At 54.5% G+C, this 22,259-nt stretch carries 17 protein-coding genes and 1 pseudogene; 12 read left to right on the plus strand and 6 right to left on the minus strand.

The window, feature by feature from the left end:
- Positions 1–9 precede the first annotated feature (9 nt).
- Both WJU22_RS08550 and WJU22_RS08555 read left to right on the plus strand, forming a co-directional pair.
- On the plus strand, positions 10–789 hold the full coding sequence (locus WJU22_RS08550; protein WP_341842819.1) for an alpha/beta hydrolase: 780 nt from the start codon (positions 10–12) through the stop codon (positions 787–789).
- A 12-nt stretch (positions 790–801) separates the two neighbouring features.
- On the plus strand, positions 802–1,623 hold the full coding sequence (locus tag WJU22_RS08555) for an alpha/beta hydrolase (RefSeq protein WP_341842820.1): 822 nt from the start codon (positions 802–804) through the stop codon (positions 1,621–1,623).
- A gap of 16 nt (positions 1,624–1,639) precedes the next feature.
- On the opposite strand, the gene WJU22_RS08560 is transcribed toward WJU22_RS08555, so the two are convergent.
- The gene (locus WJU22_RS08560) at positions 1,640–2,551 is read right to left on the minus strand and encodes an LD-carboxypeptidase (protein WP_341842821.1); all 912 of its coding nucleotides are present in this window, start codon (positions 2,549–2,551) and stop codon (positions 1,640–1,642) included.
- 109 nt (positions 2,552–2,660) lie between these two features.
- Here WJU22_RS08560 and metG point away from each other — a divergent pair, with 109 nt between their 5' ends.
- The 7 genes from metG to lpxB all read left to right on the plus strand — a co-directional run bounded on the left by metG (position 2,661) and on the right by lpxB (position 11,234).
- Positions 2,661–4,739 carry a methionine--tRNA ligase gene (metG, locus tag WJU22_RS08565; protein WP_341842822.1) on the plus strand — a complete coding sequence of 693 codons (2,079 nt, stop codon included), beginning with the start codon at positions 2,661–2,663 and terminating at the stop codon, positions 4,737–4,739.
- A gap of 108 nt (positions 4,740–4,847) precedes the next feature.
- Positions 4,848–7,247, plus strand: a complete 2,400-nt coding sequence (locus WJU22_RS08570) for a 3-hydroxyacyl-CoA dehydrogenase/enoyl-CoA hydratase family protein (protein WP_341842823.1) — start codon at positions 4,848–4,850, stop codon at positions 7,245–7,247.
- Positions 7,248–7,278: 31 nt separating this feature from the next.
- Positions 7,279–8,172: an ABC transporter ATP-binding protein gene (locus WJU22_RS08575; RefSeq protein WP_341842824.1), complete on the plus strand. Its 894-nt coding sequence runs from the start codon at positions 7,279–7,281 to the stop codon at positions 8,170–8,172.
- Positions 8,173–8,182: 10 nt separating this feature from the next.
- Positions 8,183–8,962 (plus strand): ABC transporter permease, encoded by a 780-nt coding sequence (locus WJU22_RS08580; RefSeq protein WP_341842825.1) that lies wholly within the window; start codon positions 8,183–8,185, stop codon positions 8,960–8,962.
- 75 nt (positions 8,963–9,037) lie between these two features.
- Complete coding sequence (surE, locus tag WJU22_RS08585) at positions 9,038–9,811, plus strand: 5'/3'-nucleotidase SurE (RefSeq protein ID WP_341842826.1); 774 nt, start codon at positions 9,038–9,040, stop codon at positions 9,809–9,811.
- 10 nt (positions 9,812–9,821) lie between these two features.
- Entirely contained in the window at positions 9,822–10,118 is a 297-nt protein-coding gene (locus WJU22_RS08590) for a hypothetical protein (protein ID WP_341842827.1), read from the plus strand.
- Between the two features lie 9 nt (positions 10,119–10,127).
- Entirely contained in the window at positions 10,128–11,234 is a 1,107-nt protein-coding gene (lpxB, locus tag WJU22_RS08595) for a lipid-A-disaccharide synthase (RefSeq protein WP_341842828.1), read from the plus strand.
- Between the two features lie 396 nt (positions 11,235–11,630).
- Here lpxB and WJU22_RS08600 read toward each other — a convergent pair whose 3' ends face one another.
- Entirely contained in the window at positions 11,631–11,807 is a 177-nt protein-coding gene (locus WJU22_RS08600; RefSeq protein WP_341842829.1) for a DUF6728 family protein, read from the minus strand.
- Between the two features lie 79 nt (positions 11,808–11,886).
- On the opposite strand from WJU22_RS08600, the gene WJU22_RS08605 reads away from it, so the two are divergent.
- On the plus strand, positions 11,887–14,436 hold the full coding sequence (locus tag WJU22_RS08605; RefSeq protein ID WP_341842830.1) for a beta-mannosidase: 2,550 nt from the start codon (positions 11,887–11,889) through the stop codon (positions 14,434–14,436).
- A gap of 37 nt (positions 14,437–14,473) precedes the next feature.
- Positions 14,474–15,885: pseudogene (locus WJU22_RS08610) on the plus strand (alpha-L-fucosidase).
- A 36-nt stretch (positions 15,886–15,921) separates the two neighbouring features.
- Here WJU22_RS08610 and WJU22_RS08615 read toward each other — a convergent pair.
- The 3 genes from WJU22_RS08615 to WJU22_RS08625 all read right to left on the minus strand — a co-directional run bounded on the left by WJU22_RS08615 (position 15,922) and on the right by WJU22_RS08625 (position 18,838).
- Positions 15,922–16,146 carry a hypothetical protein gene (locus WJU22_RS08615; protein WP_341842831.1) on the minus strand — a complete coding sequence of 75 codons (225 nt, stop codon included), beginning with the start codon at positions 16,144–16,146 and terminating at the stop codon, positions 15,922–15,924.
- A gap of 803 nt (positions 16,147–16,949) precedes the next feature.
- A complete protein-coding gene (locus tag WJU22_RS08620; protein WP_341842832.1) occupies positions 16,950–17,753 on the minus strand; it encodes a hypothetical protein in 804 nt (267 codons plus the stop codon).
- A gap of 53 nt (positions 17,754–17,806) precedes the next feature.
- Positions 17,807–18,838: a LacI family DNA-binding transcriptional regulator gene (locus WJU22_RS08625; RefSeq protein WP_341842833.1), complete on the minus strand. Its 1,032-nt coding sequence runs from the start codon at positions 18,836–18,838 to the stop codon at positions 17,807–17,809.
- A gap of 63 nt (positions 18,839–18,901) precedes the next feature.
- Between WJU22_RS08625 and WJU22_RS08630 the strand changes: the two genes are divergently transcribed.
- On the plus strand, positions 18,902–19,465 hold the full coding sequence (locus tag WJU22_RS08630) for an HPP family protein (RefSeq protein WP_341842834.1): 564 nt from the start codon (positions 18,902–18,904) through the stop codon (positions 19,463–19,465).
- 176 nt (positions 19,466–19,641) lie between these two features.
- Here the strand turns inward: WJU22_RS08630 and WJU22_RS08635 are convergent, their stop codons facing one another.
- Positions 19,642–22,200 carry a zinc-dependent metalloprotease gene (locus WJU22_RS08635; protein WP_341842835.1) on the minus strand — a complete coding sequence of 853 codons (2,559 nt, stop codon included), beginning with the start codon at positions 22,198–22,200 and terminating at the stop codon, positions 19,642–19,644.
- Between the last annotated feature and the right edge of the window lie 59 nt (positions 22,201–22,259).

Genomic DNA, 22,259 nt, shown 5'->3' on the forward strand with positions numbered 1-22,259 from the left:
CGGTCCTGTATGGTATACTACATCCTCGCCGGTTATATCGTTCTCATCGTACTGGCCTTCGTCATCCAGGACCGCTTCATCTGGAAGCCGGAGAAACTGCATCCTGACTTCACTTTCCGGTACGATCAGCCTTTCGAGGAGCTTTTCTTCGACCCCGAACCGGGCGTGCGGCTGAACGGGCTGCATTTCAAGGTGCCGGAGCCGAGGGGGCTTTTGCTGTATTTTCATGGGAACACCCGCAGCATCAAGGGTTGGGGCAAATACGCCCGCGACTATACCCGTCATGGCTACGACGTGCTCATGGTGGATTACCGCGGGTTCGGGAAGAGCACGGGAAAGCGGTCGGAACCGCAGTTGCTGAAGGATGCGCAGTTCGTGTACGACGTGCAGCTGGAAAAATACCCCGAAAGCCACATGCTGGTTTACGGAAGGAGCATGGGGAGCGGGTTTGCGGTGAAGCTGGCCTGCGATAACCGGCCACGGTACTGCATCCTGCACGCGCCGTATTACAGTTTTACCCGCGTCGTCAAGCGATTTTTGCCTATTTTACCGGTAACCTGGGTGTTGCGGTATCACCTTCGCGCCGATCAATGGATCCGGAAAGTGAATTGCCACACCTACATCCTGCATGGAACGAAAGACAGGTTGATCCCTATCCGCCACAGCGAAGCCCTCCGCGCGCTCAATCCCGCGAAAGTGACGCTGATCCGCATCCAGGGCGGCGGGCATAACAATCTGCCGTCTTTCCCGGAGTATCATACTTTCATCCGCGACATCCTGCAGGAATAAAGTTTACGAATCATGGAGCAGCAGCCGTCTACCATCCGCAAATATCTGAAGAAGATCGCCCTGTGGGCCATCGCCGCGTACCTCCTGGCCGGGGTGATATTGTATTTTCTGCAGGATAAACTGCTATTTCACCCGGAAGTGCTGCCGGTCAATTATCAGTACAAATTCGACGTGCCTTTCCAGGAAATGCTCATCCCCGTCAATAAGAAAGTGAAGCTGAGCGCGGTTTTGTTCAAAGCGGAGAATGCGCGGGGGATGGTGCTGTATTTTCATGGGAATACGGCCAATATCAACCGGTATGCGAAGTATATGCCCGATTTTACCCGGAACGGGTACGAAGTGCTCATCATGGATTACCGGGAATTCGGGAAAAGTACGGGCAGGTTGACGGAAGAAGCGTTGTACGAGGATGCGCTCCTCATGTACAAGGTGGCCCGCACCCGCTTTGCGCCCCACCAGATCGTGATTTACGGGAAATCCCTCGGCACGGGGATCGCTACGGAACTGGCGTCTGTCCGCGATTGCAGGCGCCTCATCCTCGAAACGCCCTACTACAGCATCCACGACGTGGCAGCCGAAGCGGCGCCCATCTATCCCTACAGCCTCATGCTCGATTTCAAGCTGCCCACTTACGAATATCTCCCCAAAGTGACCGCCCCCGTCGTGATTTTCCACGGAACGGACGACGAAACGGTACCCTACGCCTCCGGCGAGAAGCTGAAAACTTTCTTCAAGCCGGGCGATACGTTGTTCACGATCAAGGGCGGGGAGCATAATAACCTCGGGGATTATCCCTTCTACCACCAAAAACTCGATTCCATCCTGCAACTTTGACAGGACGCCTGCGGGATCAGCGCACCTCCGTCAGCGAAACGCCGCGGGGCGTCACTTTCAGCTCGTGCGGCACGCCCATTTTGAGGGCGTAGTTCTCGTCCTGATGCCCGACGGGGAAGTCGTAGCACACGGGATAGTCGTATTCCGCCACCAGGTTGCGGATGATCTCGAACTCGGTCTGGCCGAACGGGGTTTCCGTTTCCCGGGGATCGGCGAACGAGCCCACCACGAGGCCGGCCAGGTTATCGAGCCAGCCTGCCCGTTTGAGGTTGTACATCATGCGGTCTACGTTATAGCGGTATTCGCCGATGTCTTCCAGCACGAGGATTTTCCCTTTGGTGTTGGGCTGGGATGCGGTGCCGGAAACGTTGGAAAGGAGGGTCAGGTTGCCGCCCACCAGTTTGCCGGCGGCTTTACCGGTACGGTTCATGTGGTGGGGCTCGGCGGTATACCGGCTCCGTTTGCCGGACAGGGCATCGCGGAGGCTGGCTACATAATTATTGTCCTGGGTAGACGGGGTGATGCCGCTGCACATGAGGGTGTGGAGGCTGGCGATCTTGAATTGTTCCTGGAGATGGGTATGCAGCACCGTGATGTCGCTATACCCGCAAAGCCATTTGGGATGGCGGCGGAAGCGGGAAAAGTTGATCCGGTCGAGGATGCACACGAGGCCGTAGCCCCCGCGGCCGAAAAGGATCGCCTTGATCTCCGGATCGTCCATCATATCCTGCAATTCCTCCAACCGGAGCTCGTCGGGCGCGGAAAAATTATGGAAGCTGGTGCCAACGGTGATACCGAGGTGGACGCGGTAGCCCCATGACCGCAGTACGTCTGCCGCAAACTCGGCCACCTGGAGCTCCATTTTACTGCTGGGGCACATAATGCCTATAAGGTCGCCTTTTTTAAGATAGGGCGGAATTTTGCTCATTCGTCGTCGCTTTAGTTTACCTTTGCAGATTAGTAATAAATTCACAAATAACCTGCTTCGGGTGACCAAAGTAAGTGTTATTTTCAATTTTTTAACGGAGAATACGCCAATGGAAAAATTTAACAGATACCTGGTGACGGCGGCTTTACCCTATGCCAACGGACCGGTGCACATCGGGCACCTGGCCGGCTGCTATCTGCCGTCCGATATTTACGTGCGGTATCTCAGGGCCAGGAAAATGGATGTAAAATTCGTCTGCGGGACAGACGAGCATGGAGTGCCTATCACGATCAAAGCCATGCAGGAAAACGTGAGCCCGCAAGACATCGTTGATAAATACTACGCCGTCATCCGCGACAGCTTCGCGGCCATGGGCATTTCTTTCGATATATTTTCCCGCACCTCCCGCCAGGTCCATCATGAAACGGCCGCGGCGTTCTTCAAGGAGATGTACGATAAAGGCCTGTTCGAAGAACGGGAATCAGAACAATATTTCGACGAGATCAAACAGGTGTTCCTCGCAGACCGTTACATCATCGGTACCTGCCCGAAATGCGGTAACGACCGTGCTTACGGCGACCAGTGCGAACGTTGCGGCAGTTCCCTCAGCCCGGATGAGCTCATCAACCCCCGTTCCGCCCTCAGCGACGCGGTGCCGGTGAAGCGCAAGACCAAACACTGGTACATGCCCCTCCAGCAATACGAGCCCTGGCTGAAACAATGGATCCTCGAAGACCACAAGGAATGGAAAAATAACGTGTTCGGACAGTGCAAAAGCTGGCTGGACAATGGCCTGCAAAGCCGCGCCATGACGCGCGACAGCAGCTGGGGCATCAAGGTGCCGCTGCCAGACGCCGAAGGGAAAGTGCTGTACGTTTGGTTCGACGCGCCGATCGGGTACATCTCCGCCACCAAAGAGCTCACCGAAAACTGGGCCGATTACTGGTGCAAGGACGACACGCGCCTGGTGCATTTCATCGGGAAAGACAATATCGTGTTCCACTGTATCATCTTCCCCGCGATGCTCAAGGGCCACGGCGGTTTCATCGTTCCCGACAACGTTCCGGCCAACGAATTCCTCAACATCGAAGGTGAAAAAGTATCCACTTCCCGCAACTGGGCCGTGTGGGTACACGATTATATCCAGGATTTCCCGGACCAGCAGGACGTGCTCCGCTACGTGCTCTGCTCCACGGCGCCTGAAACGAAAGACAACGACTTCACCTGGAAGGATTTCCAGGACAGGAATAACAACGAGCTGGTCGCTAACCTCGGCAACTTCGTGAACCGTACCATGGTATTGATGCACAAGCTTTGCGGCGGGAAAGTGCCTCAAATGCACGCTTCCGTGAAAGATGCGGCAGACGATGCCATTTTTGCGATGTTGCAGGACGCGAAACTGAAGATCGCCGAGAACCTCGAGAACTTCCGCTTCCGCGACGCCCTCGCCGAAGTGATGAACGTAGCCCGCGAAGGCAACCGCTACCTCCAGGAAAAGCAACCCTGGATCCTGGCGAAAACGCCGGAACTGCAGGCTGCCAACCAGGAAAAGATCGACAACTGCATGCACGTGTGCCTGCAGCTGACGGCCAACCTCGCCATTTTCCTCAATCCCTTCCTGCCGTTTACCGCGCAGAAAATCTGCCATATGCTGAAAGTGGTTGACAGGATGCTGGATTGGGAAAACGCCGGCAGCATGAAGCTTGTTAGCGTAGGATACTCGCTGCGCGCGCCCGAACTGCTGTTCAAGAAGATCGAAGACGAACAGGTAACGGCACAGGTGGAAAAACTTCATGCCGGACTGAAAAAGTCTGCCGCGGCGGCCGCAGCTGCTGCGCCTGCGCCGGAAGCGAAGCCCGCCAAAGCTGAGATCCAGTACGACGATTTCGCGAAGCTGGACCTGCGCGCCGGTACCATCACGCATGCCGAAAAAGTACCGAAAGCGGATAAACTGTTGAAACTCACCGTAGACCTCGGCAGCGAACAGCGGACCGTGGTGTCGGGGATCGCAGAGCATTACGCGCCGGAAGCCATCATCGGCAAACAGGTGACGCTCGTCGCCAACCTGGCCCCCCGCAAAATGCGCGGCATCGAAAGCCAGGGCATGATCCTCATGGCGGAAGATAACGGCAAGCTCGTATTCGTGAACCCGGATGCCACCGTGGCCCCGGGAAGCGGGATCAGCTGATCGTGAGAAAATAATGTTAAAAGGCCGGCGGATTCGCCGGCCTTTTTCTGTTTACGCAAGTTTTCAACCGTAAAAAATGCTAAATTCATTGCTCTAAAGCTGGAAATTATGCAAAGAAGGATCAATAAAGTTGCTGTGCTGGGCTCTGGTGTAATGGGCTCGCGGATCGCGTGCCACTTCGCCGGTGTAGGCGTGAAGGTTTTACTGCTCGATATCGTGCCGAAAGAACCCAACGAAAAGGAAAAAGCCAAAGGCCTCACCCTCGAAAGCAAAGCCGTTCGCAACCGCATCGTGAACGACGCGCTTCAGGCCGCCATCAAATCCAATCCTTCCCCGCTTTATACCAAAGAAGCCGCCAATCACATCTCCACCGGCAACTTCGACGACGATATGAAATCCATCGCAGGCTGCGACTGGATCATCGAAGTGGTGGTAGAAAATCTCGATATCAAGAAAAAGGTGTTCGAACAGGTGGAGAAATTCCGTACGCCCGGCACCCTCATCACTTCCAATACTTCCGGCATTCCCATCCATCTCATGACGGAAGGGCGCAGCGAAGACTTTCAAAAACATTTCTGCGGCACGCACTTCTTCAACCCGCCCCGCTATCTCCGCCTGCTGGAAATCATCCCCACGCCGCATACAGACCCGGCCGTGACGGATTTCCTCATGCATTACGGCGACCTGTATCTCGGCAAAACCACCGTGCTGTGTAAAGACACGCCGGCGTTCATCGCCAACCGCGTGGGCGTTTTCTCCATCATGGCCATTTTCCACATCATGCAGGAAATGGGGTTGGGGATCGATGAGATCGACGCATTGACGGGCCCCATCATCGGCCGGCCCAAGTCCGCCACCTTCCGCACCGCAGATGTGGTAGGCATCGACACGCTCGTGAAAGTGGCCAAAGGCGTGGCCGAGAACGCGCCGAACGACGAAGCGCGCGCCATCATGGACATTCCGCCGTTCCTGCAGAAAGTGGTGGAGAATAACTGGCTCGGCGATAAAACCGGCCAGGGCTTTTACAAGAAAACGAAAGGCGAAGGCGGGAAGGAAATCCTTACCCTCAACCTTCAGACCATGGAATACGGTCCGAAGCAGCGCGCGAAATTCGCGTCCATCGACGCAGCGAAGCCCGTGGAAGACCTCAAGCAACGTATCAAAATGCTGGCAGGCGCCAGCGACAAAGCGGGCGAGTTCTACAAAAACTTCCACGCGTACCTGTTTTCCTACATTTCCCACCGCATTCCCGAAATCGCCGATGACCTCTACAAAGTGGACGACGCCATGAAAGCCGGCTTCGGTTGGGAGATCGGGGCGTTCGAGACCTGGGACCTGCTCGGTGTGGAAAACGGTATTAAAACCATTAAAGACAAAGGCCGGACAGTGGCTCCCTGGGTGGAAGAAATGCTGGCTGCCGGCGTGAAAAGCTTTTACAAAATCGATGGCGGGAAGAAATTCTATTACGACCTCGCTTCGAAATCTTACAAGCCGGTACCTGGTGAAGACGCGTTCATCATCCTCGAAAATATTTCCAACAACATCGTCTGGAAAAACAGCGCCTGCAACCTGTACGATTTGGGCGACGGGATTTTGTCGCTTGAATGGAAGACCAAGATGAATACCATCGGCGGCGAGGTGCTGGAAGGTGTGCACAAATCCATCGACCGTGCGGAGAAAGACTTCCGCGGCCTGTTGCTCGCCAACGACGCGGCCAATTTCTCGGCCGGTGCCAACGTGGGCATGATCTTCATGTTTGCGGCGGAGCAGGAGTACGACGAGCTGGACATGGCCATCCGCCTGTTCCAGCGGAGCACGATGCGGCTGCGGTATTCTTCCATCCCTGTGGTGGTGGCGCCGCACGGGCTGACATTGGGCGGAGGATGCGAGATGAGCCTCCATGCGGATGCGGTGCAGGCCGGTGCGGAAACGTACATCGGCCTGGTGGAGCTGGGGGTGGGACTGATCCCCGGCGGCGGTGGTACCAAGGAATTTGCACTGCGCGCGTCTGACGAATACCGGGAGGGGCAGATCGAGAACCCGATTTTGCAGGACCGCTTCCTGACCATCGCGCAGGCGAAGGTGGCCACGTCGGCCGCGGAGGCGTTCGAACTGGGGATCCTGCGGCACGGAACGGACGCGGTGAGCCTCAACCACAGCCGGATCATCGCAGACGCCAAGCAGAAGGCCGTGGAACTGGCCGATGCGGGATACGTGCGGCCTATCGAGCGGACGGACATCCGGGTGCTGGGGCGTGGCGCCCTGGGCGCGATGCTCACCGGTATCAATGCCATGAAATTTGCCAACTATATTTCGGAGCACGACGGCAAGATCGCCGGGAAGCTGGCGTACGTAATGTGCGGCGGCGACCTGTCTGAGCCTGCGCTTGTCAGCGAGCAATACCTCCTCGATCTCGAAAGGGAAGCGTTCCTCAGCCTTTGCGGAGAGCGGAAAACCCTGGAAAGGCTCCAGAGCGTGCTGAAAACGGGCAAGCCGATCCGAAACTGATTTTATATTTTCGCCATTCAAATCTGTCAACTTGGAAAACACACACATGCTATCCCTGCACCAGCTCTCCAAGCGCTATGGCCCTGTCCAGGCGTTGAAAGGCGTTTCCTTCGACGTGCCCGCGGGCAGCGTTTTCGGGGTACTGGGCCCTAACGGCAGCGGTAAAACGACGTTGCTGGGGATCGTGATGGATGTGCTGAAGGCTGATTCGGGCACTTATGCCTGGTTCGGCCAGCCGCCGCATCATTCCCTCCGCCGCCGCATCGGCACCCTGCTGGAAACACCCAATTTTTACCATTATTATTCCGCGGTCCGAAACCTGGAGATCGCCGCAGCCATCAAGCAGCGCGGGCACGACGACATCGAGCGCGTGCTGAAAATCTGTGGACTCTGGGCAAGGAAAGATTCGAAGTTCAGTACGTTTTCGCTGGGGATGAAACAGCGCCTCGCCATTGCCAGTGCTTTGCTGGGCAATCCGGAAGTGCTGCTGCTGGACGAGCCCACCAACGGCCTCGATCCTGCCGGTATCGCCGAGATCCGTGAGTTGATCCGGGAACTGGGGCGCCAGGGCACCACCGTCATCATGGCCAGTCACCTCCTCGATGAAGTGGAGAAAGTCTGCACCCACGTGGCGATCCTGAAAATGGGGACGCTCCTCACTTCCGGGCATGTAGACGAAGTGCTGGCGAGTGAAGATATGATCGAGGTAAATTCGGCTGACGGCAACAAACTGGAACAGGTGTTGAACGCCATGCCGGGCTTGCGCTCCCTGCGCCGGCATAACGGCGGTTTCCAGGCCGTTTTCGATAACGGGCAAACTGCAGAACAGGTGAATCGTTATTGCTTCGAGCAAGGCGTTGCCCTCAACTATCTCGCACTGCGCAAAAAGAGCCTGGAAGCGCGTTTCATTGAACTGACCAATTAATCCCCCCGCCATGACCGAACTTTTGAAAATAGAATGGCTGAAAGTTAAAGCCTATCGTACATTCTGGCTCTTATCCGGACTGTTCCTCGTGATCGTGCCATTGATTTTATGGTCGTACGAGCTGATCCTGAAAAACAACAGCCAAATGGCCACCTTCCTCGGCGCATTCAGCTTCCCCAAAGCCTGGGAAACGACCGCCTGGATCGGCAGTATGATGTACCCGATCATGGGCATTCTGCTTATCATCTTCCTGACGAACGAAAATAACTTCCGTACCAGCCGCCAGAATATTATCGACGGGTGGAGCAGAGACCAGTATATCCTGGCCAAATTCGGTGTGATGATCACCATGGCGTTGTTTATGACGCTCGTGATCACCCTTTGCGCCGTATTTTTTGGCTTGCGGTCTGGAAATGGAAGTCCGGGCGATGGGATGGGAATGATCTGGCTGATATTTGTACAGTCGATGGATTATCTGGCGTTGGCGATGTTCCTCGGTGTGTTCATGCGCCGTGCCGGTGTGGCGATCGCTATTTACGTGATGTATGCATATGTATTCGAGTTTTTCATCAGCCGGCTGGTGGATTTTAAAGTGAGGGCACATCTGGGCGCACTTTTTCCGCTGGAATGTACCGACAGGATGATCCCCGGGGAAACAAAACTCGTGAACCAGTTGGCATCGCAGGGGATTCAGCCGTTCGAGCAATCGACATTGCAACTGATAGCTTTCGGGTACATTTTGTTGTTCAGCTTCCTCGCTTACCGGAGGATCAAGCGGTCCGATCTTTGATCTCATCGTTAATATTCCGAACGGCCGCAGGAATTGTGGGCCGGTGCATGTACATTTGTTGATAAAAGTAAAAAGGTGAAGCAGGAAAAATTGATACTGGTGACGAACGACGACGGGATAACCGCCCCGGGCATCCGCAACCTGATCGAAGCCGTACGGCCCCTGGGGCAGGTGGTGGTGGTAGCGCCCGACAGTCCGCAGTCCGGCAAAGGCCACGCCATTACGCTGGGGTTTCCCCTCCGGCTGAATTCCGTGGATATCTTCGAGGGTATTGAGGCCTGGCAATGTTCCGGTACGCCGGTCGATTGTGTAAAGCTCGCCCGCGACAAAATCCTGGACCGTGCGCCCGATGTTTGCGTGAGCGGCATCAACCACGGTGCGAACCATTCCATCAACATCATTTATTCCGGCACTATGTCGGCCGCCATGGAAGCGGCTATCGAGGGAATTCCGTCGGTAGGGTTTTCATTCCTGGACTATGCGTATGATGCGGATATGTCCATCCCGCGGAAGGTAGCGCATGAAGTGACGCGCAAAATGCTGGAAACCCCGCTGCCGGCGCATACCCTGTTCAACGTGAATATTCCGGCCGTTCCGGAGAAAGAATATAAAGGTATCCGTATCTGCCGGCAGGCTAACGCCAAGTGGCAGGAGGAGTTCGACGAACGGAGAGACCCTCACGGCAAGAAATACTACTGGCTTACCGGCGCGTTCAAGAACCAGGACAGTGGCGACGATACCGACGTTTGGGCGCTCGAGAACAACTACACATCGCTCGTGCCAGTGCAGTTCGACCTTACCAACTACCGCCTGAAAAAACAACTGGAAGCCGAATGGCATTTCCGATAATCCTATGACCATGTTGAAACAAGACAAACTATCGCTGGGCATTTTGCTGGGGCTCCTGACTCCCATTATCGCCTTTCTGCTATATTATTTGGGTGTTTTTTACCCGAAAGGCCAGGGGCTGGGGGAATTCATCAAAATGTTAGGCGACAACCGGTTCCTCATCCCCAAAATCATCAGCATTTGCCTGCTGGCCAACGGGATCGTGTTTTACCTGTATACCCGCAAACGCCGCGACCTCACGGCCCGCGGGATATTCCTGATCACATTGTTATACGCAATCGTTATCTTGCTGCTTAAAATCATCTAAGAACGGGGCATGAAGTATTACATCATTGCGGGAGAGGCCTCCGGCGATCTGCACGGAAGCAACCTGATCCTTCAACTCAAAAAACAGGACCCCTCGGCCGATATCCGCTGCTGGGGCGGCGATCTCATGCAGAAAGCCGGTGCCACCGTGGTAAAGCATTACCGCGACCTGGCATTCATGGGTTTTGCTGAAGTGATCATGAACCTGCGCACCATTCTTAAAAACCTCGATTACTGTAAACAGGACATCGCAGCCTGGCAACCGGATGTGCTCATCCTGATCGATTATCCCGGGTTTAACCTGCGCATCGCCGAATGGGCGAAACAGCAGGGCATCCGGACGGTTTATTATATCAGTCCGCAGGTCTGGGCCTGGAAGGAAGGGCGTGTGAAGAAGATTCGTGAGGTGGTAGATAAGATGCTGGTGATCCTGCCGTTTGAGCAGGATTTTTATAAAAAGTGGAATTTCGAAGTGACGTATGTTGGGCATCCGCTGATTGAAGCCGTGAAGGCTGCGCAGCAGGCGCCGCCGTTGCCGCCGTTTTCCGACAAGCCGATTATCGCGCTGCTGCCCGGCAGCCGTAAGCAGGAAGTGTTGAAGAAGTTGCCCGTGATGCTTTCCGTAGCGAAGTATTTTCCGGAATACCAGTTCATCGTGGCGCAGGCGCCCAGTCTGGACGATTCGTTTCTTCGTCAGTTTACGGATGCTTATCCGAACGTTTCCACGGTGAAGAATCAGACGTATCCATTGCTGTTGCAGGCTACGGCTGCGCTGGTGACCAGCGGAACGGCCACTCTCGAAACGGCGCTGTTCGGCGTGCCGGAGGTGGTTTGTTATAAAGGGAGCCCGGTTTCGTATTTCTTCGCCAAGCGGCTGATCAAGGTGAAGTATATTTCACTGGTGAACCTGATCATGGACAAGCTGGTGGTGAAAGAACTGATCCAGCACGACCTGACGGAAGAAAATCTCCTGAAAGAATTGACGTTGATATTGAAGGATACCGCCCGCCATCAACAGATGAAAGCCGACTACGCTACCCTTTGGACCCTTTTGGGCGATGGGACGGCGTCGGAGAAGGCGGCGGGAGAAATTGTGAAGATGGTTCACGGGAAGTGAGCCTTGCAGAGGAAAAATTGCATGTGCGGCCGGGAGTTCCTGGTCGCACATTTTTTTAGCGGTGGGTGAATGGCTTTTAGAACGAGAAGATGCGCTTTAAAATCCTACTATTTTGATTGCGCTTCATCTGCATTTAATTGAATGTGATAACGATGGAATTAGCGATGGATAGGGGTTTGGTGTGATGGTTCGGGTGTTGTCGATAGCGATTATCATCAGGACGTCTCACAGGAAATTTTTTATCTTCTATTCATTGGCTAACAATTTCCATTGAATAGAAATTCTGTAATGCAACTTATCATAGAACACCCTATACATCAATCGCAGAAAAGTATTCCGTCGCACCAAGCCGATTGTCTGTAACTAGCGAATCGCCATTTAAGCCGGAAAAATTCATTAATGCGACTTATGAAAGAACACTTTGTATAATAGGATCAGCAGCGCGACGAGGAACATTAGGATGGAGATCCTGTTCATGCCATGCATCAATTTCGTATTGGTGTTAAGCGGCTCCGATTTGTCGCGTTTGCGGATGTAGAGATACTGCAAAATCTGGTTCCAGATGCTTTTCATGCCCCAAATATCCGAAATGCCCGCCGATTCTTCATAAACTGTTATTTTTACCCGGTATTTAACCATTTTTCAGACAGTTATGAGGAGAATTATCGGGATTTTGGGACTGGCGATCTTGTCGATGCCGGTCCTGGCGCAGCAACAACAGGAATTAAACTCCGGCTGGGAATTCCGCCGGACCGATGAAAACATCTGGCGACGGGCCACCGTTCCTGGGACCGTTCACACCGACCTGCTTGCCCATCGGCTCATTCCCGATCCCTTTGCCGGAGCCAACGAAAAAGGACTGCAATGGATCGATAAAAAGGACTGGGAATACCGCACCACCTTCGATATTCCGGCTTCCATGTTCTCGCAGGACGCCATCGCGCTGGATTTCACCGGCCTGGACACCTACGCGGACGTCTACCTCAACGATTCCCTCATCCTGCAAGCCCGGAACATGTTCGTGGGCAAACAAGTGACCATAAAAGGCATCGCCCGGGAACGGGGAAACGCCTTGCGCATCCTGTTCCACAGCCCGATCGCCTACGACATGCCGAAATTCCTCAACGATCGGCTCGTTTATCCCGCCGGCAACGACGCCAGCGATATTCCCCTCAGCATTCATGCCCGGAAAGCTCCCTACCATTACGGATGGGACTGGGGCCCGAGATACGTGACCAGCGGCATCTGGCGCCCTGTGTTCCTCCGTTCCTGGAACAAATTGCAACTGAAAGACGCCTGGGTGCGCCAGCAACAACTCACCGATGCCGCTGCCACCCTCGATGCCACGATTACGCTGGACGTTCTGCAAGCAGGGAATTATACCGCCGTTGTACACAGCGGCAACAAGGCTTTTTCAGCGCAAAAACTGCAAACATCACTTCAGGCCGGCACCCAGACGGTCACCGTTCCCTTCTCCATTCGTCAACCGAAACGCTGGTGGCCCAATGGACTGGGGGAGGCCTACCTGTACCCGGTAACCGTTTCGATCCTCCACGGAAAAGATACCATCCAGCAAACGACCCGCCGCATCGGCCTGCGAACGGTGGAAGTCGTGAATGCGCCCGATAAGGACGGTACCTCCTTTTTCGTGAAAGTCAATGGTAAACCCGTGTTCATGAAAGGCGCGAACTACATTCCGTCCGACAACTTCCTGCCGCGTGTTACAGATGAACGTTATCGCAAAATGTTCCATGACATGGAAATCAGCCATTTCAATATGGTCCGGATCTGGGGCGGCGGCATTTATGAAAACGATATTTTCTACGACCTGGCGGATGAAAAAGGGATCCTGGTGTGGCAGGACTTTATGTTCGCCTGCACGCTTTACCCGTCCGATCCCGCTTTCCTGTCGCAGGTAAAGGAAGAAACTGCCTATAACATCCGCCGATTGCGCAATCATCCCTCGCTGGCGCTATGGTGCGGCAACAATGAGGTGGCCGTGGCGATCAGGAACTGGGGCTGGAAAGATGGTTACGCCTATTCCGACCCGCAATGGGCCACGTTGCTGAAAGGATACGAAACCCTTTTCCAGGAACTGCTGCGCGACGAAGTGAAGGCGCATGATCCCGGGAGGTTCTACTTTCCCTCCTCGCCCATCAGCAACTGGGGGCGCGCGGAAGATTTTCGCCATGGAGATAACCACTACTGGGGTGTCTGGCATGGTATGGAGTGGTTTGAAGCATTTACTTCGCACGTTCCCCGCTTCATGAGCGAATTCGGTTTTCAGTCGTTCCCCGATCTGCATACCGTTCGCCGGTTCGCGGATTCCACGCAGTGGGATATCCATTCCTTCGTGATGCAATCGCACCAAAAATCTTTTACCCGCGGTAATGCGGCGATCCAGACTTACATGGACCATTATTACCATCGCCCGAAAGATTTCGCCGGATTCCTCTATATGAGCCAGGTATTGCAGGCGGAAGGGATGAAGATCGGGCTGGAAGCGCACCGCCGCAATATGCCGTTCTGCATGGGCACGCTTTACTGGCAGCTGAACGATACCTGGCCCGGGGCCTCCTGGAGCAGTATCGACTATTTCGGTCGCTGGAAGGCGTTGCAATATTTCGCGCAAAAAGCGTTTACGCCACTGCTGGTAAGCCTTACCGCCGAAGAGGGGCAAGTGAGGGCATATATCGTGAACGATCTTTGGAAGGATGAAAAAGCGAAACTGGAATTGACGCTGATGGATATGGAAGGGAAGGTGGTCCGTTCGTTTTCCGAGCCGGTCACGGCGAAGGCCAATACTTCGGAAATCGCCTGGCGGATAGACAAGGCCGCGTTGTTGCAGGGCGCTGATCCGCGGAAGGTAATATTGTATGCCAAAGTGGTAAATGAGCGTCAAACCCTCTCTGAGAATGTGTATTATTTTGTTGCACCCCGGGAACTGCAGCTGCCGGAACCGGGCATACAACTGGAAGTGACGGAATCGGGCGGAAAAAAACGGGTGACCCTCCGCTCGCAAAAGCTGGCGAAAAACGTCTGGCTGCTGCTGGACAAAGACGACCAATCGCATTTTTCGGATAACTACTTCGACCTGCTGCCGGGCATGAGCCGTACGGTGGAGGTGGAAACAAGCCTGGGGCTGGAAGCGGTACGTTCGCAATTGCAGGCCTGGCATGTTGGAAGTGTTACCAAACCATAACAGTGAACAATTAAAAACAGTGAACAAAACCATGAAGATGAAGCATTTGATATTGGCCGGCTGCCTGCTGGCGGGTATTTCCGCCCAGGCGCAGCACGAGCCGTACGTGAAAGAAACGGACCCGCTGGTGCTCGAAAAACTCGAAGCATGGCAGGATTGGAAGTTCGGACTGATGATGCACTGGGGCACCTACTCCCAGTGGGGGATCGTGGAGTCCTGGAGCCTTTGTCCTGAAGACGAAGGCTGGACCCAACGGCAACCCGCCGGCGTACCTTATTACGAGTACGTGAAAAAGTACGAAGCGCTGCCCAATACTTTCAATCCCGTAAATTTCGACCCCGCAAAATGGGCCGCCGCGGCAAAAAAGCCGGGATGAAGTACATGGTCTTCACCACCAAGCACCACGACGGCTTCAATATGTTCGACACCAAGCAGTCGGATTATAAGATCACCGCGCCCAATGTGCCTTTCAGCAAGGATCCCCGGGCAGATGTAACCAAAGAAGTCTTCAACGCTTTCCGTAAAGAAGGCATTCACATCGGTGCTTACTTCTCCAAGCCTGACTGGCACGTAGATTCCTACTGGTGGAGTTATTTCCCACCGAAAGACCGTAACCCGAGCTACGAACTGTCCAAATACCCCGAGCGCTGGAATTCCTTCAAAAAATTCACGTTTAACCAGATCCAGGAACTGATGACCGGCTATGGCAAGGTCGACATCCTTTGGCTCGATGGTGGCTGGGTGCGCCCGCTCAGCATGCATACCAAAGAATCCCTGTCGTGGAACAAAACACCGGCGCAGGACCAGGATATCGATATGCCCGGAATCGCTGCCATGGCGCGGAAGAACCAGCCAGGCCTCATCGTGGTAGACCGCAGCGTTCACGGCCCGTACGAAAACTACCGTACGCCCGAACAAACCATCCCCGACAAACCCCTCGATTATCCCTGGGAAACCTGCATGACCATGGGCGGCTCCTGGAGCTACGTTCCCAACGATCAATACAAATCCACCAACACGATCATCCATAACCTGGTAGATATCGTGGCCAAAGGCGGGAACTATCTGCTCAATATCGGCCCCGGACCCGACGGCACCTGGCACGACGAAGCTTACCGCAAGCTCGACAGCATCGGCACCTGGATGCAACTGAACGGCGACGCGATTTACGGCACCCGCTCCATTGCTCCTTACAAGGACGGGAACGTCTGCTTCACTCAAAAGCGCGATGGCGGCATTTACGCGATCTATCTGCTGAAAGAAGGTGAGCAGCTCCCCGCCGTGATCCGTTTCAACGGTTTAAAGCTTAAGAAAGGCGCGAAAATGCAACTCCTCGGCTACAACGGTAAGTTGAGCTGGAAGGAGCAGGATGGCGTCGTAGAGATCAAAATCCCGGCCGCTGCGCAGCAAAAGGGATTCCGGCATGCCGCAGCCATCAAACTGCAATAAATCATCGAACGAATTCGAATATTCGGGAAAGCGGGCTTAATGGTCCGCTTTTTCTTTTAGATCCACTTTTTCTTTCGGCGTCCATAACGGAACTTCATACGCTTCAACATATACTTCTGGATCTTCTTTACTGGGGACCATTGCTGTCATAAAGCAGAAATTAGCGCCCCAGCGAGGAACGAATCGAACTGGATTGGCCTTGGTCCAGGCTGCCGCTTTTTGCGGTGCTTCTATGAGCCACTGTTGGATAGTATTTGACATAATGAACTGTATTTTATTTCAGGAATTGAATTGGTTTTTCATGATCAAATAATAACGAAATGGATCTGTCGCCTTTCTGCTTCTGGGCAGTATATCGAACTTTGGACGGAGATGGTAGCTATCGCTTTGCAATCTCTCAAATTCCCCGGTCCTTAATTGCCTGACATACCAGTCAATTCCAATGTGTTTACAATGGTTTTTCAAGTAAACCTCATTAGATAGGAATAGCCTGTGATACAAATACGTCCTTGCTTCGGACTGGAAATGCCAGATTCAGCTCAATGAAATTCAAACTCGTTTTCAATGGTATTTTTTCGCCATTCACCGGCTCCGCAACAAACGTAGCGCTCATCAGTTCTTCATCGCAATTCGTCACTGCATAGGTATCCTCGAAATCTATTCGGATCATAGATGGTCGATGTGTGAATTCGGGTTAACAAATAATCGGGGATCGATGCGAAACCGATCGTTATGCAGAGGTAAGTGATTTTTTGTTTGCCATTTTATTCAATTTAAGTGCTGGGTTTATACACCTGCTGAAATGGAATAAAAAAAGACTCACGTTAGCGATCCGTTTTTTTACTGAAGCAGATCCTGCAGGTCCGAAGCCTGCCCATCTTCACCAGCGATCACTGCACGAAAAAACCAGGCAACACTGGCATCATCCGGCGGCAGCGAAAAGGAAGTCCGCATCAAAAGTTACAAGCCGCTTCCACAAACAAAACGGCCTGCAACCGGCGGCATTCAATGCCCTTCCTGGTGCAGACCGTTTATTAAAATGCAGCCGGACAACCGGCAGTTCGTTAATCCTTCAGCCAGTTCCCGAAATTCACGGAAATGCCGGTATTGAAGGAGAAAGGCTGGAAGTAATTGTTCAGGGTCGGGCCCGCTTCCACACCGTCCGAACGCAGGGGAACGGAGGCGCGCAGCTGCCAGAACCATTTAATGTTTTTAAAGCCCACGCGCACCGTAGCCGCCGGTTCCATGAAACCGACCAGCTTGCCGTCCAGCCGCTGGAAATCCATTCTCATATTGGGATCGCCGTCCCAGGTCAGCGAACCGCTGGAAACACTATTGAAATTCACGAGCGAAAACCGCGTGGAAACCGCGACTTCCACCACCTTGTGCGACAATCCGAACGAAGGCTGGATAAAGAACTTGTGAAACTTCGTGCGAAGCCGGTAATCGTCGTACCCGCTCACGGAATCGGGCTTGTACAGGTAAGATTCCTGCAACGTTCTGAACCCTCCATAACCATATCCGCCATACACTTCGAAAACGGCTTTCTTCGAAACGCCGAGCGCCTTTGTATAACCCGCGCCCAATTCGATCAATCCGCCGCGGGTATTGGGGTCTACGATCGGATCATCATCGACCCCATCGCCATCCACCGTCAGCAGGCGCGAAATATACTGACCGTTGGCCATGATGGCGAAATTATCGGTTACGGCATAGGCCGCCTGCCAGTCAGACAGTGAAACGGAGGCTTTCACCTCGCCCTTTTCCTTCAGCAGGGGAACGTTGATCTGATTGGGGACGTAAACGTTTCTGTTACAGGCGAATAATGCCATGGCGGGAGCCAGCAGAAACAGGTAGAATTTCTTCATACTAAAGTTGTTGTAGGTTGATCGGCTATTAAACGGTTACGATATGGTTTAGGTTACAGGGCAGACGATTCGCGCTGGATCAGTTCCACTTCGAAGACGTAATTCTTCACGATCTTGATCTTTTCTTCCTTGTTGATGAGCTGAACGAGCGTTTCCACCGCCTTTTCCCCCATTTTGTAACCCGATTGTTCGATAGTGGTGAGGGAAGGACTGATAATGCGCGAGGAGAGGTCGTTGGAATATCCTACCACCTTGATTTTCCCGGGGATTTCGATCCCTACTTTCCGTGCTTCCTGGATAAACGCGACGGCAGAGGCGTCGTTGGCCGCGAAAAGCCCGTCAGGCAGCTCTTTTCCCGCAAAAATCTGCCGGGCCGCTTCGGCGCCCGCGTCCAGCGTGAGGTTGTGGACGTACAGCAGCGATTCGTCGTACGGGATCTTATATTTGGCCAATGCGGCCTTATACCCCGCCAGGCGCTGCTGGTAAAGGTTACAGGTCAGCTGGCCGGAAAAATGCGCGATCTTTTTGCATCCCTGCTTGATAAGATGCTCAGTAGCCAGGAACCCTCCCTTGAAATCGTCGCCCGTGATCGTGTAACCCGGAAAGTCCAGCGGCACGCGATCGTAAAACACAAGCGGGATATTATTCTTGATGAAAGGGGAGAAGTGGTCGATATTGGTCGTGAACATGGACGAAGCCGCCAGCAATCCGTCTACCCGCAAAGAAAAGAAGGTGTGCGCCAGCTCTTTTTCCATGGCTACCGTTTCGTCAGACTGGCCGATCACGATGCTGAACCCGTACTTGTGGGCTTCGTGCTGGATGCCGCTGATGGCGGTGCTCTGGAAATACATGCTGGTGCGGGGCACGATGAGCCCCAGGATATTGGACCTTTTCTTGCGCAGGCTCGACGCGATCCAGTTGGGCACATAGCCCATATTGGTGGCCGCGTCCTGCACTTTGGTGCGGGTTTCTTCGTTGATCAGCGGGTTGTTCTGCAACGCGCGCGATACCGTGGAAGCGCTGAGCCCCAACGCCTGGGCGATGTCATAGATCGTGATCTTGTTGGTGTTAGGACGTTCTTTCACGGGGTGGCAGTCAATTTAGGGCGATATTAAGAAAATTTATTGATAGGTGTATTTTTGCACCCGATGAAGAGACATATGAAACGGACTTACCGTATAGCGAAGTACGTAATTTACCGGGAAACGCTGGTCGACCGCAAAGATATGGCCTGGTCCTTCCTCGGGGCTTTGCTCGGGGTGGGGCTGATCGGGATGATCAATCATTTTTACCTGCCCGCGCGCGATAACCTCTTTGTGCTGGGCTCCTTCGGCGCGTCCGCCGTCCTGATTTACGGGCATACCCAAAGCCCACTGGCCCAGCCGCGCAACGTCTTCGGCGGGCATGTGCTCAGCGCCGCCACCGGTGTAACGATGGGTTTGCTGATCTCTTCCCCCGAATGGGAATGGCTGGCCGGCGCGCTGGCTGTGGCCTGTTCCATCGTGGTGATGCAATGGACGAAAACGGTGCATCCGCCCGGAGGCGCCACGGCTTTGCTGGCCATCGCCGGCAGCGCAAAGATCCGGGCGCTGGGTTACCTGTACGTCCTCACGCCTGTAGCCACCGGCGTGGCTTTGTTATTGATCGTGGCATATGTCGTCAACAATATCCCCGGTAACCGGAATTATCCCGCCAGGGGAAAATGGTGGTAAAAAATTCACTGCGCAGATACAATGCATACCGCATACCTAATTTTGACCCTGTACTTTTATTAGTATAGGGAAAATGACAGGACCGCCTACTCATGGGCGGTCCTTTTTTTATGCGAAAAGCCGCACCCGGTAAAGGATGCGGCTTCCGCGACTTATCAATTTTTCATCAGTGCCGATCAGGACTTCGGGTTCAGGGCCTGGCCGATGCGCTCGGCGAGGTCCTGCAGGTGGAAGCGGGTCATGGCGTCGGGCGCTCCTGCCGCTGCCGTGCGCACTTCGCCGCGGAGCGCGGTCAGTTGTGCGCGGGCAATGCTGGCCGCGTCGGATGTCATGGGGTTGGGGCTACGGCCCATCATCGGGTTCTGGGAAGCCTCAGGCTCCTTCACCAGCTTAGACAGCTGCGCGATGTAGGATTTCTGGAGGTTACGACGGTAGATGTCTACAGACTTGCCGGTGTAAATCTCGGAGAAGATGCCTTTTTTCAGGTCGGTAGCGTAGTCGATCGCTTTGTAGGCAGCGGGGTTCACGGCTTCGTTGTTCAGCAGCTTCACAAAGGTGTTGGTGCTGAGCAGACGGGCAAGCACGCGTTCCTGCTGGCTGAGGATGAGGGTGGGCGCGTTGCCGCCAACGCGGGCCAGGATTTCCTTGTCGAGCAGCCAGTTCGGGGTGGTGAACAGCTGGGCCTGGAGGAATTTCAGGGCTTCCTGCTGGGTGGCTTTGGCAACGGGCTCGTAAACTACGCCTGATTGTTCAACGGTTTTCGGTGTTTCGTAGATACCGGCGATGTTTTTGGCGACGTGGCCGTTGTAGCGGCCGAACTGGCCCAGGAGTTCCTGGTACATGGTGCCCAGGTTGGAATAGCCTTCGTTTTCGGTGCGGGTCCAGGCCATGAGATTAGGCAGGATGCGCTGGAGGTTCTTGATACCGTATTCGCTGGCTTTCATGGCGTTATCGCCAAGGTCTTCGTTCTGGCTGCGCGGATCGTCGGGGTTCATTTCGGTACCGAACCAGTAACGTTTGTCCTGCAGGCGGTTGATCACCCATTTGTTGAGGGTCGCTTTCTCCGTATCGGCATTGGTACCGGGAATGGCTTTGTAACCCCATTCGATGGCCCATTTGTCGTAATAGTTGATGCGGGGATACAGGTCGGCGCCGGAAATGCCGTCACCGGGCTGCGCCACGTAGTTGAAGCGGGCGTAGTCCATGATGGAAGCGGCGTGGCCGTGCTCTTTCACCCAGTTTTTATCGCGGAGCTTTTCCACGGGGTAGGTAGAGCTGGAGCCGAAGTTGTGACGGAGGCCGAGGGTGTGGCCAACTTCGTGGCTGGATACGAAGCGGATGAGCTCGCCCATCAGCTGGTCGTCGAATTCCATTTTACGGGCGCGCTCGTCGTTGGGCGCGGCCTGGATCATGTACCAGTTGCGGAGCAGGCTCATTACGTTGTGGTACCAGTTGATGTGGCTTTCCAGGATCTCGCCGGAGCGGGGATCGTGTACGTGCGGGCCGGAGGCGTTGGGCACGTCGGAAGGCTTGTACACGATGGCGCTGTAGCGCGCGTCTTCGAGGCTCCAGGTGGAGTCTTCTGCGCGGGTGGGGGCCATGCGGGCAGAAATGGCGTTTTTGAAGCCGGCCTGCTCGAAGGCGGCCTGCCAATCGTTCACACCCATGATGAGGTATTTACGCCATTTTTCCGGGGTAGCGGGGTCGATGTAGAAAATGATGGGCTTTTTGGGCTCCACCAGTTCGCCGCGACGGAATTTTTCCATGTCTTCCGCCTTGGGCTCGAGGCGCCAGCGGGTGATCATTGACAGTCTTTTCACGCCTTGCGGATCAGCATCGTAGTCGGTGAGACCGGTGGCGAAGAAACCTACGCGGGGGTCGAAGTAGCGGGGTTCCATGGGCACGGCAGGAAGCAGCACCAGCGAGCTGTTCAGCTCAACGGTTGCAAAGCCGCCGCCCATCGGGGGCATGCCCGGCATCGGGGAAGAGCCTTGCTTGGTATAGGTTTTTACCGTTTTGATCTCGAGGTTCTCGGGGTACGCGCGGACGTCGTCGATGTAGGACTTGTCGCCCTGGGGAGCGCCGAGTTTCAGTGCGCTCTTCACGCTGTTGTCGAAGAAAAGTACGTCATTGTCACTGTTGATGTAATCGGTGAGATCAACTACGGAGCCTTTGCCGCTTTTGGAATACGCTTTCACGTCGAACGAAGCAACGATAGGCTGAACGTTGGAGTTCATCACGGCCACGAACATGGGCTGTGTGGAGTCTTTGGAACGTTCCGAGAAGGAGATGTTCTTTAAGAAGATGCGGTGGTTAGGGCCTTTTTCGAAGCGGATAACGGATTCGTTGATCTGGTCGCCGGCGAAGCCCATCATCTGGGAGCGGAGGCCGGCGGCGGATTTGGAGAGGCGGCTTACCACGAGGATGTCTCTGCCGAGGAGGGCATCGGGGATTTCGGCGAAGAAGCGGTCTTCCTGTTTATAGATGTTAAACAGGCCGGAGTCAGCTACGGCGTTGGCGTTGATGACTTCGGTGAACTTCTTGGGTTGCGGTTTGGGCGGGCCGGAGGGCCTTTGGGGGCCGGTGGGCCGGGCGGTCGTGTCTTTGGCCGGGGACGCGGCGGCAGGAGTTTTTTCATCTTTCTTCCTGCGCTGGGCGTGAGTGGCGGACGGCATCAGCAGGGCTGTGCACAATACGCCGGCTACGGCAGCGGCAAAGGTGCGCTGTAGTTGCATGTGCGTGGTGATTGGTTTTTGTGTGGTAAATAATAAGCGGAGACAAAAGAAGGGTAAGA

The sequence above is a fragment of the Chitinophaga caseinilytica genome (genome assembly GCF_038396765.1).
GTDB lineage: Bacteria > Bacteroidota > Bacteroidia > Chitinophagales > Chitinophagaceae > Chitinophaga > Chitinophaga caseinilytica.

Bases quoted from the DNA above. Each gene is read 5' to 3' on its own strand.
- lpxB (WP_341842828.1), top strand. From the start codon at position 10,128: ATGAAGTATTACATCATTGCGGGAGAGGCCTCCGGCGATCTGCACGGA.
- WJU22_RS08560 (WP_341842821.1), bottom strand. From the start codon at position 2,551: ATGAGCAAAATTCCGCCCTATCTTAAAAAAGGCGACCTTATAGGCATT.
- WJU22_RS08620 (WP_341842832.1), bottom strand. From the start codon at position 17,753: ATGAAGAAATTCTACCTGTTTCTGCTGGCTCCCGCCATGGCATTATTC.
- WJU22_RS08605 (WP_341842830.1), top strand. From the start codon at position 11,887: ATGAGGAGAATTATCGGGATTTTGGGACTGGCGATCTTGTCGATGCCG.
- WJU22_RS08630 (WP_341842834.1), top strand. From the start codon at position 18,902: ATGAAGAGACATATGAAACGGACTTACCGTATAGCGAAGTACGTAATT.
- WJU22_RS08580 (WP_341842825.1), top strand. From the start codon at position 8,183: ATGACCGAACTTTTGAAAATAGAATGGCTGAAAGTTAAAGCCTATCGT.
- WJU22_RS08635 (WP_341842835.1), bottom strand. From the start codon at position 22,200: ATGCAACTACAGCGCACCTTTGCCGCTGCCGTAGCCGGCGTATTGTGC.
- WJU22_RS08550 (WP_341842819.1), top strand. From the start codon at position 10: ATGGTATACTACATCCTCGCCGGTTATATCGTTCTCATCGTACTGGCC.
- WJU22_RS08590 (WP_341842827.1), top strand. From the start codon at position 9,822: ATGTTGAAACAAGACAAACTATCGCTGGGCATTTTGCTGGGGCTCCTG.
- WJU22_RS08555 (WP_341842820.1), top strand. From the start codon at position 802: ATGGAGCAGCAGCCGTCTACCATCCGCAAATATCTGAAGAAGATCGCC.
- metG (WP_341842822.1), top strand. From the start codon at position 2,661: ATGGAAAAATTTAACAGATACCTGGTGACGGCGGCTTTACCCTATGCC.
- WJU22_RS08615 (WP_341842831.1), bottom strand. From the start codon at position 16,146: ATGTCAAATACTATCCAACAGTGGCTCATAGAAGCACCGCAAAAAGCG.
- WJU22_RS08570 (WP_341842823.1), top strand. From the start codon at position 4,848: ATGCAAAGAAGGATCAATAAAGTTGCTGTGCTGGGCTCTGGTGTAATG.
- WJU22_RS08600 (WP_341842829.1), bottom strand. From the start codon at position 11,807: ATGAAAAGCATCTGGAACCAGATTTTGCAGTATCTCTACATCCGCAAA.